The sequence below is a fragment of the Chloroflexus sp. genome (genome assembly GCF_034431535.1).
Lineage (GTDB): Bacteria > Chloroflexota > Chloroflexia > Chloroflexales > Chloroflexaceae > Chloroflexus.
In genome coordinates this window covers 1-17728 of the sequence record NZ_DAOUDC010000072.1, presented here as the reverse complement: position 1 = coordinate 17728, position 17728 = coordinate 1, and the positions used below count along the sequence as shown (strand labels likewise).

Annotated in this window: 16 protein-coding genes; 7 read left to right on the top strand and 9 right to left on the bottom strand. The window is 59.2% G+C overall.

The annotated features are described in order from the left end of the window. Nucleotides 1-5 precede the first annotated feature (5 nt). The 8 genes from kynU to rnhA all read right to left on the bottom strand — a co-directional run bounded on the left by kynU (nt 6) and on the right by rnhA (nt 6342). Nucleotides 6-1274, bottom strand: a complete 1269-nt coding sequence (gene kynU / locus U9R61_RS17525) for a kynureninase (protein ID WP_322490106.1) — start codon at nt 1272-1274, stop codon at nt 6-8. 127 nt (nt 1275-1401) lie between these two features. Further along, nucleotides 1402-2688 carry a polysaccharide deacetylase gene (locus U9R61_RS17520; RefSeq protein WP_322490105.1) on the bottom strand — a complete coding sequence of 429 codons (1287 nt, stop codon included), beginning with the start codon at nt 2686-2688 and terminating at the stop codon, nt 1402-1404. Between the two features lie 116 nt (nt 2689-2804). Continuing rightward, complete coding sequence (locus U9R61_RS17515; RefSeq protein ID WP_322490104.1) at nt 2805-3095, bottom strand: hypothetical protein; 291 nt, start codon at nt 3093-3095, stop codon at nt 2805-2807. Nucleotides 3096-3191: 96 nt separating this feature from the next. After that, a complete protein-coding gene (locus tag U9R61_RS17510; RefSeq protein ID WP_322490103.1) occupies nt 3192-3413 on the bottom strand; it encodes a hypothetical protein in 222 nt (73 codons plus the stop codon). A 56-nt stretch (nt 3414-3469) separates the two neighbouring features. Next, the gene (locus U9R61_RS17505) at nt 3470-4048 is read right to left on the bottom strand and encodes a peroxidase-related enzyme (protein WP_322490102.1); all 579 of its coding nucleotides are present in this window, start codon (nt 4046-4048) and stop codon (nt 3470-3472) included. A 156-nt stretch (nt 4049-4204) separates the two neighbouring features. Continuing rightward, on the bottom strand, nt 4205-4525 hold the full coding sequence (locus tag U9R61_RS17500; protein ID WP_322490101.1) for a hypothetical protein: 321 nt from the start codon (nt 4523-4525) through the stop codon (nt 4205-4207). Between the two features lie 129 nt (nt 4526-4654). Continuing rightward, nucleotides 4655-4816, bottom strand: a complete 162-nt coding sequence (locus tag U9R61_RS17495; RefSeq protein ID WP_322490100.1) for a hypothetical protein — start codon at nt 4814-4816, stop codon at nt 4655-4657. A gap of 812 nt (nt 4817-5628) precedes the next feature. Next, complete coding sequence (gene rnhA / locus U9R61_RS17490) at nt 5629-6342, bottom strand: ribonuclease HI (RefSeq protein WP_322490099.1); 714 nt, start codon at nt 6340-6342, stop codon at nt 5629-5631. A gap of 567 nt (nt 6343-6909) precedes the next feature. Here rnhA and U9R61_RS17485 point away from each other — a divergent pair. The 5 genes from U9R61_RS17485 (at nt 6910) to U9R61_RS17465 (ending at nt 13837) form a co-directional block, all read left to right on the top strand. Beyond that, nucleotides 6910-7629 (top strand): metal-dependent transcriptional regulator, encoded by a 720-nt coding sequence (locus U9R61_RS17485; protein ID WP_322490098.1) that lies wholly within the window; start codon nt 6910-6912, stop codon nt 7627-7629. A gap of 25 nt (nt 7630-7654) precedes the next feature. Then, a complete protein-coding gene (locus tag U9R61_RS17480) occupies nt 7655-9211 on the top strand; it encodes an adenylate/guanylate cyclase domain-containing protein (RefSeq protein ID WP_322490097.1) in 1557 nt (518 codons plus the stop codon). Between the two features lie 33 nt (nt 9212-9244). Further along, on the top strand, nt 9245-10489 hold the full coding sequence (gene ricT / locus U9R61_RS17475; RefSeq protein ID WP_322490096.1) for a regulatory iron-sulfur-containing complex subunit RicT: 1245 nt from the start codon (nt 9245-9247) through the stop codon (nt 10487-10489). Nucleotides 10490-10592: 103 nt separating this feature from the next. Further along, nucleotides 10593-11498 (top strand): MBL fold metallo-hydrolase, encoded by a 906-nt coding sequence (locus tag U9R61_RS17470; protein WP_322490095.1) that lies wholly within the window; start codon nt 10593-10595, stop codon nt 11496-11498. A 95-nt stretch (nt 11499-11593) separates the two neighbouring features. Beyond that, complete coding sequence (locus U9R61_RS17465; RefSeq protein ID WP_322490094.1) at nt 11594-13837, top strand: ATP-dependent helicase; 2244 nt, start codon at nt 11594-11596, stop codon at nt 13835-13837. On the opposite strand, the gene U9R61_RS17460 is transcribed toward U9R61_RS17465, so the two are convergent. Continuing rightward, complete coding sequence (locus tag U9R61_RS17460) at nt 13815-14720, bottom strand: LysR family transcriptional regulator (protein ID WP_322490093.1); 906 nt, start codon at nt 14718-14720, stop codon at nt 13815-13817. The two genes, U9R61_RS17465 and U9R61_RS17460, sit on opposite strands and share 23 nt — an antisense overlap. Before the next feature lie 150 nt (nt 14721-14870). Between U9R61_RS17460 and U9R61_RS17455 the strand changes: the two genes are divergently transcribed. Beyond that, nucleotides 14871-15932: a histidine kinase gene (locus U9R61_RS17455; RefSeq protein ID WP_416208869.1), complete on the top strand. Its 1062-nt coding sequence runs from the start codon at nt 14871-14873 to the stop codon at nt 15930-15932. A 27-nt stretch (nt 15933-15959) separates the two neighbouring features. Next, the gene (locus tag U9R61_RS17450; protein ID WP_322490091.1) at nt 15960-17501 is read left to right on the top strand and encodes a hypothetical protein; all 1542 of its coding nucleotides are present in this window, start codon (nt 15960-15962) and stop codon (nt 17499-17501) included. Nucleotides 17502-17728: the final 227 nt, after the last annotated feature.

The window sequence follows — 17728 nt, the reverse complement described above, 5'->3', positions numbered from 1 at the left end:
CTCCCCTACGTCACCGCCGGACGATGGTCGCGGTATTTGAGATAACGTTGCTCGGTCACAGCTTGCGCCATGCGCTCGACCGCGGTATGGATGTCGCGAAAGCTGGTGTAGATCGGGGCAATGCCAAGCCGGATATTATCGGGGGCGCGGAAGTCGGGCAATACCCCCAACTCGTTGATCAGCGCGAGATCGATGCCCAACCCCTCCGGGTGGCCGAGTGAGATGTGCGATCCGCGCCGGGCCGGATCACGCGGCGAGTTGAGGGTATACCCCAGCGGGGCTAGCCGCTGGTGCCACAACTCGATCAGATATTCCGTCTGCGCAATCGATTTGGCCCGCAGCCGGTCGATCCCGGCGGCCAGTAACAAGTCTACCCCCGGCTCAACCAGCGCCAGCGACACCACCGGCGGCGTACCGGTGAGAAAGCGGCGCAATCCGGGGGCCGGTTCGTAATCGAGATCGAAGTTAAACAGGTTGCGCTGCCCCATCCAGCCGGCAATCGGGTTGACCAGTTGCGTTTGCAGATCACGCCGGATGTAGAGAAATGCCGGCGCCCCCGGCCCGCCGTTGAGATACTTGTAGCAACAGCCAATCGCTAGATCCGCCCCGCTCTCGGTGAGGTTGATCGGGACAGCGCCCACCGAATGGCTCACATCCCACAGCACCAACGCCCCCACTGCGTGGACAGCGGCGGTCAGGGCCTGCATATCGTAGAGAAAACCGCTCTTGAAGGCAACGTGCGAGAGGGTGAGCAAGGCGGTGTTGTGATCGAGCAGGCCGAGGATCGTCTCAACCGGGCCGTGGATGCCGTCGCTCGAATAGGCCATGGCGATTTCGTGTCGTCCGCCGAGCAGATCAGCCACTCCCTGCAAGATATAGAGGTCAGAGGGGAAGTTGAGGTCATCGCTAATGATCCGTTCGCGTCCGGGTCGAGCGTGTAAGGCGGCGATCACCAGTTTGAACAGATTGACCGACGTGCTGTCAGCAACGATCACCTCATCCGGTTCAGCGCCGATCAGACGCGCAATCTTCGCCCCGATCCGTTCTGGCAGATCAAACCATCCCTCATTCCAACCGCGGATCAGGCGTGTGCCCCATTGCCGGCGCACCAGATCGTCAGCCAGATCCGCCGTTGCGCGCGGCAACCTTCCGAGCGAATTGCCATCGAGGTAGATCAGATCGGGTTCGTCATTGACGAACGCCTGCCGCAACCCGGCCAGATCATCAGCGGCATCGAGCTGATCGGCATAGGCGGCATCGAGCGGGATAGTCATCGTCGTTCCTTTCTGGCGCGGTTAGGCCACACCGGAGAGTAGGGCGCTTGCCAATGGCGCTCTGTTGGATGCGCTTGGCGCTTGGACAATGCATACCTGCCCTTACCCTAACCAACCTATGCGTTGTTCACGGCGCCACCGTCGGGAAGAGGGTTGGCACCGGAATGCGGATCGGGTCGAGCAATAGCGGCGGGGTTGGCGTTGTCACCGGCGTTGGCACAGCGTCACTGACCGGCACATTCAGCACTTGGCTAACCAGCACGATCAGCACGAGACTAGCGATAATCAGCGCCACCAATTGCGGTTGCAGACGGAATTGGCGGGTCAGGTCTTGCAGCCGCTTGATCGGCGCGCCGACACTCGTGCCGGTCGGCGCAAACCGTGGCCGCGGCGCAGTGGTAGTCTGGCGCAGCGGGCGCACCGCTTCCGGCGGCGCCGGCGCGATCGGCGGTTCGCCGGGGCGGAAGAGCTGCTCGCCACCGGAGGCGAGGTAGAGCTGAGGCGCGCCCCACGGCTCTTGCGCATTCGCCAAAGCCGCCCGGCCCGCCGTCAGCGCAATATCAACCGGTTCACCAGCAGCCAGCACCTGATAACATGCCGCACTCCAGCGCGCCTGCGCTGCGGCGCTTAGATCGGGCAGCGCCGCCACGGCCCGGCCATCAGCTTCGTGGAGAGCGGCGGCAAAGAGCGCGCAAGCCTCCGGCGGCGCACCGGCAACCGTTAGCAGTCGCAACTCATCAATGCTCACCAACAACTCAGCCAGCTCACCGGCGCTCACGGCCCGCCCCAGCCGGAGACGCGGCGCTTGGCGCGGCGGCTGCTCAAACTCGCCAATCACGTGCAAGAGATGGCGCGGCTCGGCGGCCAGCTCGGCCACAATCTCATCAGCGGTCGCATCGCGCAACCGGTCAACCACCAACTTCCCAGCGCGCACCGGCTCGATCAGCGCCTCTCCCAACGCATCGGCGACCGCCTCGGAACCACGAGTAACCGCGATCAACATCCGCAGCGGCCCACCGACCCGGCGTGGTGGCAGCGGGCGCAGCGCGCGGGGACTGATCCGCACCAGCGGGTAGTCATCACGGATAGCCGGCTGCCACTGCTGCTCACCGTTACTCAACGCCAGCCACTCCCACGGCAACGCCGCCAATTCAGGGGCAGCCACCTCCAGCCGCAACTGCATCCGCGCCCCGTGCTCGGCGACTTCCCGCGCCGTCTCGATCAACAGCCGCCGGATGGGCGCCGGCAACAGCCATTCACCCAACTCAGTCGCAGATTCAGCCGGCGGCTTCACCAACACCAGCGGCGGCATCGTCGCCTCGGCGCTGCGCCCGCCGCACATTGCCCGCAACGGATACCCCTGCGGCGTGCGCGCTCCGATCACAATGTGAAATGGGATGACAACCTCTTGCATGCTGATACGTTGGATATGGGCGGCAGTTTGTCTTGAATATAACACGCTTGATCACGGCTGTCTACTGTGGGAGGGGGTAAAACGATGGTATGTAGGCAGGAATTGTGTAGCAAGAATCATGCTTTCTGGGCTGACACAATATACTCGTACAGTTCCTTCTTTGAGGTGCGTTTGCGTAGTAGAGTTATGTCTATTTGACTAAAACCGGCTGCTTGCAGCATCGAGGCCAGAATCTGTTCGGTAGGCACCAGCACATCGTAAAACGTCGAATTGCCAACCATGTAAAAGATACGTGCATGTGGTCGCGTGACGTGATACAGTTCCGCGATGTGCTGCTGCATATCAACAAAATACTTCGCAACATAGCGTGCTAACAGATCGCTATGTTGGGCAATCCGTTGGATCAACTCAGCACAATGCGGGTATACGACACCGTGATCATCCGGTATTGGTCAGCGCCCGATATAACTAGTGGCAATCCCCCACGTACCGCCGATGGCTTGTCAATCGAGTTCGCCGGCATCGCGCCCGTTGTTCAGATAACCGAGCCAGTACATATAGGGACGCAACTCGCGAATATAGCTCATCCGGTTAGGATACGGCGGCGAGGTGATGACCAGTGAAGCGGTAAAAACCTCACCCCGGCACCGCAGCCAGCGCGGCCACCGCCCTACCTCTTGCCCCCCTCTGCGCCCTCCGCGCCCTCGGCGGTAAACGTTCACCACAGCAACACCGAGGACACAAGAGATGTTGTCCCGCGCCCCCGGTGGTCAGCAACGCATCACCGCCCCATCGCGTAGAACTCATCGTTCGGGCGCAGCGCGCTCATATTCGCCAGCCGGTTGCTCATGGCAAAGAAGGCCGCGATCGCACCGATCTCCCAAATGTCGTCTTGGGTCAGGCCATGCGCATAGAGCGGTTGCCAGTCATCTTCGCTGATCCGCGCCGAGTCAACCGCGACTTTCAGCGCATAGTCAAGCATGGCACGCTGGCGGGGGGTGATTTCGGCCCGCCGGTAGTTGGTGGCGACCTGCTCGGCCAGCCGCGGGTGTTTGCTGCGGATGCGCAAAATCGCGCCGTGGGCAATCACGCAATAGAGACAGTCGTTAGCCGCCGACGTCGCGACGACGATCATCTCTTTTTCGGCTTTGCTGAGATTTGAAGGTTTGTCCATCAACGCATCATGGTAGGCGAAAAAGGCGCGAAACTCGTCAGGGCGGTGGGCCAGCAAGAGAAAGACATTCGGGATGAAGCCGCTCTTTTCGGCCACCTGTTCGATCCGCGCGCGGATGTCGGGCGGCAGATCGGCGATCCGGTCAACGACCGGAAACCGGCTGATCGGGCGTTCGGCGTTGATCATGGGGATGCTCCTTATGAGTGACGGGTGATCTTAAGCTGTATTATACAAAATGAGGAATGATTTCGATATATCTGAGATCATATTCACTGCACACGCAGCAGCATAGATATCGCTTGCGTATGAAGTACGGCAGTCAAACTGCCGCACTCCATAGACTTACCCCCAACCGCCTTCCTCCACCACCTGCTTCGGTCGCGCCGCGAGGTGCTCTGGCCCATAGCGGCGCACAATGACGATGAACGCAAGGATAACGGCAGCGGTCGTGACCACCGCGACCACCGCTTCGCCGCCAGCCACGACGGCATTGTACGTGCTATGCCAGAGCGCCGTTGCCAAGATGCTGCCGCCGGTGCTGTTGTAGAGCTCCGCTAGCACCATCGCGCCGGCGACGATCCCGACCACAAAGGTGACAACGGTGAGCAGCGAACGTTCATAGTTGTAGAAGAAGGCTGGCGCGTGCCAACCGGCCCACAGCAACCCCCACGATCAGGGCAGCGTCGCGGGCGCTGTAACGGGCATGCAAGCGCGGGAGGGTAAACCCGCGCCAGCGGTCTCTTCACCAATCCCGAAGGTGAGAATCCAGACGGACCACCCCGCCAGCCAACCTCATTGCGGCAGTTCAGTCACGTAGCCAAAGCCCGCCACGGACTGCCACGCGCCGTCGATCAGACGGCGCGCGATCAGTACCATCCCAAAGACCGCCACCGGACTGAACGCCGCCAGCCACCAACTCCAGCCGATCCGCCAGCGCACCACCCGGCCTGCCAACTCGCGTACCCCGGCAAGGCCAGCTCAACGCGCCGATCCCGGCCGTTGTGAAAAATCCATCAAAAAAACTGCCAACTCGCGCACCCCGGCAAGGCCAGCTCAACAGCGTGACGATGAACGCCGCCGCTAGCGGGCCATACGCACCGAGCAGGCACAACCACGCCGGCACGCCGCTGATGATCCCTTGGCCTTGCAAGGCCAGCGGCGGCGGGATTGCTCAGTGGTCGGTTCGAACGTCACCAAATACCAGCGATCCTTGTAGGCGATGAATTGCTCGCGGCTGAGTTCAACTCCCAGCATTTGGACAAACCGGCGAAACGTTGGTTTGCTTCCACAAATCCATACGCCTCAGCCAATTCAGCGTCATCAGTTACTCGCCGCGCCCGACAGCGCTCAACACCATCAGCGGTCTGGATCGCCACGCGCGCATCGGCGAGGATATTATAGCCCCCCGTCGCTTTATACCTTCGCTGCGGGCCGGGCGGCCCGCACCCCACAATGCGTCACGGTGCGCGGGCAGCTTGCCCGCAACCGTGGCACTTGGCGGGCTAGGCAGCAGGCCTCACTCCAACCCCCCCCGCTAGGTTGCGGATCGAACAGACCATCCGAATCGAGCATAACCGTTGATCGCTGTGCAATGCCTCAACGCCCGGCTCTCCGCTCCCCTCTCCCACTGGTGTGGGAGAGGGGCTGGGGGTGAGGGTACACCAGCGCATCCCAAAACCATTAACCACATCTACGCTCATAGGTTCTGTTCGACCTAAATGCCGAGGAGTGGCGCCATAAGGCGATTGGGAGATGCTGACGAACTCCTACGCCGCCACGAACCCCTCATCGGGCGGCAGGTCAGGTTGTTGCGCGGCTGCGAGCGCCAACTCATGGCAGCGTTCGTTATCTGGCACGCCACTGTGGCCCGACACACGCACAAATGTCACCTGATGGCGTTCGCACAAGGCCAACAGCTCGGCCCACAGATCGGCATTCTTGACCGGCTCGCTCTCGTTGCGCATCCAATTGTTTGCCTGCCAGCGCCGCACCCATCTCTTCTGCATCGCTTGCACGACATACTCCGAGTCGCTGCGGATAGTGACCGCTATGGGCCGTTTGAGCGCGCGCAGGCCGGCGATACACGCCATGATCTCCATGCGGTTGTTGGTCGTGTGGCGAAACCCGCCGGACAGCTCCTTGTAGTGGCTGTTGTAGCGCAACACCACCCCGTACCCGCCCGGCCCCGGATTGCCAATCGCGCTGCCGTCGGTGTACATCACGACTGTCCCCGCTGGCGTATCGGTTGGTGAGACTGGCGTCTCCGCTTCCGCGGGGAGCAACGCTTGCGCTTGGGCGCGTTCTGCCGGCGGTAGCGTAGCGACCCACTCGCGAGCGGCTACCAATGTGGCAAAACGCTTGTACAACGCATTGGGAAACCCGTCCACCTGCGCTTGTGCGCCGTTTGCGCCTTGCCATTGCTGGTAGAGGCCCGGTTGGCGGCCACGCACGACGAGGTAGTATTGCTGCTTCTGGCTCATAGCGCGTCTCACCGTAACACTTGCCGATTACCGCTTACTATACCAGCTCTTAACGATACTTGGTGCGAACATCGCACCGCGATGGCAACGCTTGACAGAGCAGCGCATGATCTAGAGCTGCACTCACCACTCTCCACCGCGCAATGATCTCAGGGAGACAGGTAAAGATCTTGTCCGCAACCCTTGACTTTGTTTGCAACCTTGGGTATAGTACCAGTGTCGGTACTCGCACATTATACAGCCGATCAGGCATGAAGGAGGTGATGCCCATGAGTAGTAAGCGTATGGGTGTCACCGCTGGTGAGGCCCGCTAGGCTTTACCGAAGCGGTGACCCCCTTCTCCGAAACGTATTCCCCGCCATAATGGCGGGGAATACTATTTGTAGCGGCATACTGTCAGTGCGGTATCAGTCCGGCGATCACCCGCCTTTTCGGGCGCCGTAAGCCAAGCGCGTCTGCTATAATGAAGGATAGCATCGAAGCCGGCAGCCGGTACGTAACCCCGGTCGCCGGCGGCACAACCCGCAAGCGCCGATTGGCTGCGCTACGGGCGGTGAGGAAGCAGGTATGAGCAATTCCCAGTCTGTCGCATCGTTACGCCGCCGGCAAACCAGCTCCGCCGGCGAGCCAACCGCAAAAGAACGTGAATACCTTGAGGTGATTTACTACCTCGCGGCGCGCAACGAGCCGGTGATTGCGGCCCGGTTGGCCCGTTGGATGAAAGTGCAGCCGCCAACCGTCACCCATATTGTGGCGCGCCTGCTCGAAAAAGGCTTTATCGAGCGCAATGCCCACGGCGAGATTTCGCTCACTCCCAGTGGGTTGCAATTGGCCGAGGCGATGGTGCGCCGTCACCGAATCCTTGAGCGATTCCTCGTTGATGTGATGGGATTGCCATGGCATCTGATTCACGAAGAGGCCGTCCGGCTCGAACATGCGCTCTCGCCGGTGATGGAAGAGCGGATTATGGCGCTGGTTGGGCAGGCGACAACCTGCCCGCACGGTAATCCGATCCCCGGCCAACACGAGGTCTACGCCGGCAATACCCGGCTCGATACGGCCCAGCCGGGGCAGTCGTTCACCATCCGCCGCATCGCGGAAGAAGCCGAAGAAGAGACGCCGATCGTCGCCTTTCTCGAAGCTAATGGCTTAGTGCCGGGCGCTGCGTTTGCCATCACCGATAAGGTTCCCGCAATCGGCGTCACCCTCCAGCGGCCGGGGTTGTCGATTACTGTGCCCACGCATATCGCTGAGTTGATTTGGGGCGATCTTGCTAGTGAGGAGTAGGTGCCGGTAGGTTTGGAGCACAGCTATGGCGCGGATCACAGTCACAGTTCAAGGTGAGCAGCGCACGTTCCCGATTACCGAGCGCGGCCTGACGATTGGCCGCCAGCTCGATAATGAGATTGTGCTGAACCATGCGATCGTGTCGCGCAAGCATGCACGGGTTGAGTTGCGCGGGCGGCGGGCGTGGGTGATAGACCTCAACAGCCGCAATGGGGTGACGGTCAATCGCCTGCGGGTGAAGGAAGAGCAACTGAACGACGGTGATGTGATCGGGGTCGGCCCCTTCGAGCTGCTCTACGAAGATCGCGCTGCCCAGAGCGTGGTGCTCGATGATAACCGCTATTTTCCGGTCGCCTCAGAGTCGCAAGCGGTTGCTGCGCACGAATTGCAGTTGCAACCCGCCGATCTGCAAGCGTTTTACCAACTGAGCATGCGGGTCAATCAGGCGCTCGATTACCGCGAACTGCTCGATTTAGTGATGGAGGAGATTATCCGGCTGGTGCCGGCGCAGCGCGGTTTCTTGCTGCTGCGCAAGGGCGACGAGCTGGTGCCGCGCGTGATTTTGCCTCCCGGCACCGGCGATGTAGCGATTGCCGGCAGCATTGTGCGCAAAGCGATCGATCGCGGCGAAGCGGTGCTCACCCACGATGCCCGCATGGAGTTTGCCGGTTCCAAGAGTATTATCGCTGCTAATATCCGTTCGGCCATCTGCGCGCCATTGTTGACGCAGGGTGGCGCCATCGGGGTGATTTTGCTCGACTCGCCCGGTCGCGAGCAGTTTACTACCCGTGACCGCGATATGGTGGTGGCGATTGCTAATTTGGCGGCGGTGGCGATCGAACGCGCCCGCCTCACCGAAGAGCTGCGGGTGCAGGGGCAGGTGCGGCAAAATCTCGAACGCTTCCTCTCGCCCAATGTGGCGCAGGCGCTCTCGCGCTATGTCGCCCAGCACGGGAAGCTCTGGGAAGCGCAGGAACAACTGGTGACGGTGCTCTTCGCCGATGTGAAGGGCTTTACCGCCCTCTCCGAACGGCTGTCGCCGCGTGAGGTGCAAGATTTGCTCAACGAGTATTTGCACGAAATGACCGAGGTCATCTTCCGTTACAATGGCACGGTCGATAAATACATCGGCGATGGCATTATGGCCATCTTCGGCGCACCGCGCCTGCCTGACGAGCCGTTCGACGAGCAACATGCCCTGCGCGCAGTGTCAGCCGCGGTGGAGATGCAGCAAGCTCAACAGCGGCTGGTCAGCCGGCTTGATCCCGATAAGGCGTTTACAATCCGCATCGGCGTGAATACCGGCCCGGCCTATACCGGTTTCTTCGGCACGCGCCACCGGCTTGAATACACTGCCATCGGCGATACCGTGAATACCGCTTCCCGCCTCGAATCGGCTGCCGAGCCGGGCACCGTGTTTATCGGCGAAGATACGGCCCGTTTGGTGAGCGATCAGTTCGAACTGCAAGAGATGGGTGAGTTGCAATTGAAGGGTAAGCAGCAACGGGTGCGCGCGTATAAGGTGCTCGGCCCGCGCGCCAAACCCGGCGGGCAGGCGACGATTGCCTATGTGGGGCCGTAAGGACTGGGTGGATTTGGCTTAGAAAGACGTTGTATGCCAATTGTTGTTGGTATTCGGTTTAAAGATAGCGGCAAAATCTACTACTTCGACCCGCGCGATCTCGAACTCCATACCGGTGATCCGGTGATTGTTGAGACGGTGCGCGGCCTTGAGTTGGCAAGGGTGGCGTTTGAACGGCGCGAAGTGAGCGATGACGCTATCGTCGGCGAATTGAAGCCAGTGGTGCGGCGCGCTGAAGAGGTCGACTTGGCCCGTATGACCGAGTTGCAACAGTACCACGCCGAGGCGCTGACCCGTTGCGCCGAAAAGGTGCAAGAGCATGGCTTGCCGATGAAGTTGGTAAAGGCCGAATACTCTTTCGATGGCTCCCGCCTAACCTTTTACTTTACCGCCGATCAGCGGGTCGATTTTCGCCAATTGGTGCGCGATTTGGCCCGTACCTTCAAAACACGCATCGAGCTGCGCCAGATTGGGCCGCGCGATGAGGCGAAGATGCTGGGTGGCATTGGCCCCTGTGGCCGGATTCTCTGCTGCGCCTCTTTCCTGCCCGATTACGCCCGTGTCTCGATCAAGATGGCTAAAGACCAAGACCTGCCGCTGAATCCGAGTAAGATTAGCGGGGTTTGCGGGCGACTGCTCTGTTGTCTCTCATACGAACACGAGCAGTATCTGGAGATGCGCAGCCAGTTACCCAAACGCGGCACGTGGGTGATGACGCCCGATGGGCCGGGTGAGGTGGTCGGCCAGCACGTGCTCAAGCAGCAAGTGTTGGTGCAATTGGCCAGTAGCGGGATGATCGAGACCTACGATATACCGCAGATTACTTTGGCTACCGAACAGGTGGCGGCACTGGCGCGCGCACGCGCGGCTGAGGGCATTACGCCGGCGCGTCCGGCTAAGCCCGATCGCGGCGAACGCCGGATGCTGCGCGATGAGGTTGATGCTTTTGAGTGGAACGATGATCTTCGTCTGTTGGAAGACGATGAGCCGTCGTTCTCGCTACCTGCGCCAGTGTTACCGCCCACAGTAGAATCAAGTCGTGACGCAGAGCAGCAACCGGCGCCAAAGTCGCGGGCGCGCCGTCGAGACGGGAATACTGCCAACGATACACCGGCTGCCCCAGCCAAGTCGCCGGGGAAAACTCCGCCCGCCGCCGCTGCCAAGTCGCCGGGGAAAACTCCGCCCGCCGCCGCTAAACCCTCGCCGCAAGTGCCGGCAGGCACTCCGGGAAGCGATACCGGCAAACGACGACGGCGACGGCGCAATACCGGAAAATAGCACGCATGCCCCACGGTGCTACTCGTGTCACTGACTGTTCCTCACCGCCTTGCAATGGGCAGTCGGTTTGTTGCGTGTCCAATTGCAGATAACGAGGGAAGGGATGGAGATCTTTCAGGTTGATGAGCACATTTGGGCGATCGATCACGATCTGCTTGGCTTGCCCGGCGTGGGTGTAACCTACGTCGTGCGGGGCGAAGAGATTGCGCTGGTCGAGACCGGGACGGCACTAACTGCGCCGAAGACGTTGGCCGGCCTTGATGCGCTGGGGATTCCGCGTGAAGCGGTGCGACACATTCTCTGCACTCATATCCACATGGATCACTGCGGCGGCTCTGGCCATCTCGCTGCTGCGTTGCCCAATGCCACGGTCTACATTAATAGCAGCGTGGCTGAGCATCTGGCGAATCCAACCAAACTGATGTCCAGTGTGCGCCGGGCCGTCGGTGAAGAGGCATGGCCGCTGCACGGCGAGTTGCTGCCGATCCCTGCCGAGCGGATTCATCCGGCTGAAACCTTGCGGCTCGATCTGGACCGCGATGTAGTGCTCGAAGCCATCGCTACTCCCGGTCACTCGCCCGACCATCTCTCGTACCGCGATCTGAAGAGCGGCGGTCTGTTTATCGGCGATGCGGCTGGGTTGGTGATGGAACGCTGGGGGCTTGTGTTCCCGGTCACGCCGGTGCCGACGTATAACCTCGAAACCCATCAGGCGACCATCGCTAAACTGCGCGCGCTGAACCTGCCACGTATCTACGTGACGCACTACGGCCCGCACGACGATGTTGATTATCAACTGAACTATGCTGCCGAACGGTTGGCCGAACTCTTTGATCTGGTTCATCGGGCGTTGGCCGATGGCGATCCTGACGTTGATGCGCTGGCGGCACGCTGGGTACCCTACCCCGACGATGGCCCGGCAGGGGTGGTGGCGCGCAGTTGGTCGCGTATGAGCGTAGCCGGTATGATCCGCTACGAACTCAAACGCCGCCAAGCACCCACCTCATAGCACGGTCGTGTAGCGTCGATGCTGGTTAGGCGGCGCACTGCGGTGCGCCGCTTTCGTATGGTATACTGCAACAAAACTACGCGCCGGTATCAACCATGGTCACTGACCTGCTTGCCAACCTCAACCCGCAACAACAACGCGCCGTGACTACCGTCACGGGGCCGGTGTTGGTGTTGGCCGGGCCGGGCAGCGGCAAGACGCGCGTGTTAACCCACCGCATTGCCTATCTGATCACGGAAGCTGGTATTGATCCGCTGCACATTTTGGCTGTCACCTTCACCAACAAAGCCGCGCGCGAAATGCGTGAGCGGCTGGTAGGCTTGTTGGGCGAGGCTGTCGCCACTGACCTGACCGTCGGCACCTTCCACGCGATCTGTGCCCGCTGGCTGCGGCGCGATATCATCCATCTTGGCCGCGAGCGCGATTTTGTTATTTACGATAGCGACGACCAAGAACGATTGATGAAGCGGGTGTTGCGCGAACTCAACCTCAACGAAAAGCAGAACCCGCCGCGCGCTATCCTCGGCGCGATTTCGCAGGCCAAAAACGAACTGGTTGGCCCGGAAGAGTTTGCTCGCCATACCCGCAGCTATTTCGATGAGGTTGTTGCCCGTTGCTACGCCCGCTATCAAGCCCTCTTGCGCGAGAGCAATGCGCTCGACTTCGACGATCTGCTTGGCGAGACGGTGCGGCTGTTCCACGAGCATCCGGCGGTGCTCGCCCATTATCAGAAGCGTTACCGCTTTTTGATGGTCGATGAGTATCAAGACACCAACCACGCCCAATATCTGCTGGTGCGCGCGTTGGCCGAACGCGAACGCAATCTGTTCGTGGTCGGCGATGAAGCGCAGAGCATCTATGCGTGGCGCGGGGCTGATATTCGCAACATTTTGCAGTTCGAGCGCGATTATCCCGATGCCACGGTGATTATGCTCGAACAAAACTATCGCAGTACGCAGGCGATCCTCGATGCGGCGCAGGCGCTGATCAACGCTAGTCCGCAGCGCAAATATGCGAAACGGCTGTGGACGACCAACGGCAAAGGCGAGCAGGTTATTCTCTACGAAGCGGCCAATGATGAAGATGAGGCGTCGTTTGTGGTGGGCGAAATCCTGCGCCTGATCGCCGAAGGCGCGGCGCGGCCCGGCGATTGTGCGATTATGTACCGCACCAATGCCCAGTCGCGTTTGGTGGAAGAGGCGCTGGTGCAGGCCCATCTGCCGTATCACGTCGTAGGCGGGGTGCGCTTCTACGAGCGCAAAGAGGTCAAAGATGTGCTGGCCTACTTGCGCTTGGCTGCCAATCCCTACGATAGCGTCAGCTTGCAGCGCGTGATCAACTGGCCGGGCCGCGGCATCGGCGATCGCACCGTCAGCGAGTTGATCGTCTGGGCGCGGCAGTTGGGGGCGCCGCTCTATCAGGCGCTCAACGAATTGGCCGGCGATGCTGCCGACCATCCCTTTGCCGCACGCGCCCGCAGCGCCTTGTTAGAGTTCTATACCCTCATGACCGATCTCAACCGGTTGCGCGAGGTGATGGCGCTAGGCGATCTGATCGACTACGTGCTGGCGCGAGTTGAGGTGCAGGCGGCGCTAAAACGCGAGTACGACGCCGACGAGGCCGACGATCGCTGGCGCAACGTGCAAGAGTTGCGCAATGCCGCGTTAGCCTACGCCAATCTGCCGGTCGAGAATCAGTTGGCGGCATTTCTGGAAGACGTCGCCCTCATCGCCGATGTCGATTCGCTCGACCGCAATAATGATGTGGTCACGTGCATCACTTTGCATCAGGCGAAGGGGTTGGAATTCCCCTACGTCTTTGTACTCGGTATCGAAGAGGGTTTGTTGCCGCACAGCCGCTCGCAAACCGACCGCGACTCGCTCGAAGAAGAGCGGCGGTTGCTATACGTTGGCATGACGCGGGCCCAACGCCGGTTGTACCTCTGCCATGCGGCGCAACGGGCGTTGTTTGGCCGGGTGACAGTAAGTTCCCGTTCGCGGTTTCTGGCCGATATTCCGCCGGCGCTCTTCAAACCGCTGCGGCGGCGCGGCTACCGGGCGATTCCAGCGCCGCAGCCGGTAATGTTCAATGAGCGCTCGTTCAATCAGCCGCCGGCACGCCGTGAGAGCGGGCGTAGCGCACCATTACCGGCCTCACTCAAGGCCGTCTTTTTCCCCGGCCAACGGGTGCGCCATGCGACCTTTGGCGAAGGGATTGTGGTTAGCAGCCGGCTGATCGAAGGCGACGAAGAAGTGATGGTACGCTTTTCCGATCGCGAGCGACGCTTGTTAGCCAGCTTTGCTCGTCTCGAACCAATTACGGACGGATCAGCTCGCTGACCGGGCGCTGCTGCAATTCACTGACCAGAAATTCGCGCAAGGCGCGGGCAGCCGGTGAAGCGGTACGATCACTGCGCCAGACCAAACCTAGCGAGCGGGTCAGACTCTGATCGTGAATTGTGAGGCTCACCACGTTATGGAAACCGGCTACGGCGAGCGCCGGTACCAACGCAATTCCTAAACCGGCAGCTACAAACCGCACCAGCGTCTCGGTTTCACCCCCCTCCATCACCGTCTGCGGCGTAAAGCCAGCTTCGCGGCACGCCTTGAGCGTCGCCTCACGCAACTCATAACTCGCCGGCGACAAGATCCAGCGTTCATTGCGGAGTTCGGCCATCGTTACTTCACTTCTCCCCGCTAACGGGTGCGTTGGGCTAACAATCAACACCAACGGCTCATTCAACAAGGGCTTCACCGTCAACAACTCATCGCTGACTGGCAAAGCGACGACAGCCAAATCGGTCAAGCCAGCCTCAAGCAAGTCGAGCAGCGACTGGATGCCGGCCTCGTGCAGGCGGAGGGTAATGCCGGGGTAGCGTTGGTGGAACGCAGCCAACAGCGGCGGGAGCAGATGCGCACCGACGGTCGGTGGTGCGCCGATCGATACCCGGCCAGCCTTTAGCCCGACCCGTTCGGCCATGGCCGCGCGCGCTTCTTCAACCTGGGCCAAGATCGCGCGCGCGTATGGCAACAGCGCCTCACCGGCTTCAGTCAGGCGCAGGCTGCGTCCCACCCGATCGAACAGCGTAATGCCAAGCTCGCGTTCAAGCTGGCTAATCTGCTTGCTGAGCGCCGGCTGCGCAATATGCAATTCGGCTGCGGCGCGGGTGACGTGTGAGTGGCGAGCAACCGCCTCAAAATACCGTAAATGGCGAAGTTCCATGCTTGTGCCCTTCTGTTCGGCGCTGAACTCTGTATGGTATGATACCAAACACCAGTATCAATGGCACACGTTGCGTCACTGCGCGGCAACGTCTATAATGCTGACCAGCAGATTCGCGCCGGCGGCGCCGGCATCGCAGGAGAATCAGCCGTGGCAGGCGAAGAAGTGCAACAGCAGATCACCGCAGCTATCCAAACGTACCGCGAAGAGATCGATCGCACCCGCCGTGAGATCAATGAGGTTGAGTCGTTGCTGCGGCAAGGGATGACCGAAGTTGACAAGCTCTCGTTGCGCGAAACCTCGATCGCTAATCGCGTGCGCGATCTTGATGTCAATCTCGAACGCTACGAAAAGACTGATATCAAGACCTTCTACACCTCGCTGATTGAAGTGCAAATGCGCTTGCAAACCATGCGCGCGCAGGTCGAGCAGTTGCAGACCCGGCGCGAGACGTTGCGCAACCGCCAAAGCCTCTTGAGCGAATTTGTCGAATTGCTTGAACAGGCAGCCGCACAGTTGGAACGCAGCGCCAAAGTGGCAGATCTGCCCTTCGACCCGCAGACGATGATCGCCAACATCATCCAATCGCAAGAGAGCGAGCGGTTGCGTATTTCGCTGCAAATGCACGACGGCCCGGCACAGGCAATGAGCAACCTTGTCTTGCGGGCCGAAATCTGCCAGCGCCTGCTCGACCGCGATCTCGATCAAGCCCGTGCTGAATTGGTGGCGCTGAAGAATGCGGTCAACAACACCCTGCAAGAGACGCGCAAGTTCATCTTCGACCTGCGACCAATGACGCTTGATGATCTTGGTCTGGTGCCGACTTTACGTCGGTATGTGGCCCAAGTTTCCGAAAAACACAAAATCGATGTCAGTTTAATGGTGCAAAACTTCGATCAACGCTTACCCGGCCACTATGAAGTAACGATCTTCCGCTTCATCCAAGAAGCGATCAACAACGTCGTGCGCCATTCCGGCGCCACCCAAGCGCGGGTGATGCTCGACAATAGCGACAACACGCTCCAAATTCTGATTGAAGACAATGGCAGCGGCTTTGCCGTGCAAGACGCGATTGCCAGCGCCGGAACGCGCAAGAATATGGGTTTGGCCAACATGCGCCAGCAGATCGAGGTCTTGCTGCAAGGCGAGTTCGGCATCGAGAGCGCGATCGGGCGCGGCACCCGGGTAGCGGCGACTATCCCATTGCCATAACCGGTACAGAACGTTTCCACACGTAGTATGAAGCGATTACCGCCTCTTTCGCTCACGACGATTTGGCTGCTCTTACCCATCACGCTCGTTGTCTGGTCGACATTACTCGATCCTTTGCGACGGCTTGATGTCTGGTGGCATTTGAAGGTCGGCGAACTGATTCTGACGAGTGGCCACATTCCTGCGACCGATATCTTCTCATTCACAGAGTATGGAAAAGCGTTTGCGCATCCGAATTGGTTAGCGGAAGTGCTGTTTTATGGGCTGTGGCGGATTGGCGAGTTAGAATTGCTCGTCTTGTTTAATGCGGTGGTCATCTCAACCGCATTTTTAATTGTCTACCGTACTGCGTATTTGCCCACAATCCCACCGCGTGCAGTGGCAGCAATCATGCTGGTAGTTGCATTCTCGTTTGCCCTGTACAGTAATCTCCGCACCCAAATCTTTTCGTTTGGATTGCTGGCGCTTTTTTTGTTTATCTTATGGAACTATCGCGCACAGCGACACACGGCGCTGATTTGGCTCCTCCCCGTCCTTATGGCAGTGTGGGTCAATGTGCATGGCGCCTTCATTATTGGCCTGATCACGCTCGTCATCGTTCTGGTGAGTGAAAGTGTACGGTACCGGTTAGATCGTTCTCGTGCCAGCACGAGCGCACTGCTGCCGTTATCTGCGTTATACCGGTTAGCAATGGTGGTTGGCTTAACACTCGTCGCTACACTTATCAACCCATACGGGGTGGATATCTACCGGTATGTGCAACAAGTTGGCGCTGATCCGTCGTCGCAAATCTTTGTTATCGAATGGCAAACGCCGCGCATAACAAACATTGAGCATGTTTTATCCTTCTTTCTGCCGTTTTTTAGCGCGATTCTGATTTTTATCTATAGCCAGCGCCGGTTGGATCTGGCAGAATTAGGGATTTTTTTATTTTTCTCTGCCTTTGGGCTAACCTCGGCCCGCAATGGGATCTGGTTTGTGATTGCGGTTATGCCAATCGCTGCGTGGCATCTCCCGAATATTCCTGCCCTAGCGACGCTATTGCAAGCCCGACAGCCAGAAGCGGGCGCAACCCGGCCCTCGTGGTTGGCCAATGCGATCAATTGGTTGCTACTGATTGCCCTTGGGGCAACCACTGTCTTGTTTAGCCCTTGGGTACGGCCACATGTGGGCATTACCGCCTTGCGACCGTCGCTAATCGATCCCGCCATTCCGGTAGCAGCGTTTGAATATATTGAGCAGGCCGGTATAACCGGGCGCATGTTTCATCATCAAGATTTTGGTGATTATTTGATTTGGCGTCTTTGGCCGCAACAATATACTTTTATTGATGGCCGCGTGCATTTGTTTTCATATCAGATTGTAAACGATTATCTGCAAACGTTAAATGGGACAAATTGGGAAGCGATCATGGATAAATATGGCATCGCATATATTTTTTTGCCCAAGCCAGTTCAAACAGATGAAGCTGATCTACCGATCTTACACGAGCTGCGGCACTCATCACAATGGACGCTTATGTATGAAGATGACAAGAGCGTTATCTACAAAAAAGTAGCAAATAATTAAAACATACTACTATTAGTAGTAGATGATCTTCTTGTTAACTCCAATATCACAAAACTTTCATCTCAATTTGGTACAACAGTCCCGGCACAAAGCAGTACTTTCACACGCTAGTACTGTCTCGATTTAGTACTCTCTGACTATTGGCTTTTCGGCAAGCAAGCATTATACTAGCAAGCGTGGAGACGTACTCCACCGTATAGTTTAACCGCACTAGTTTTTGGAGGAAC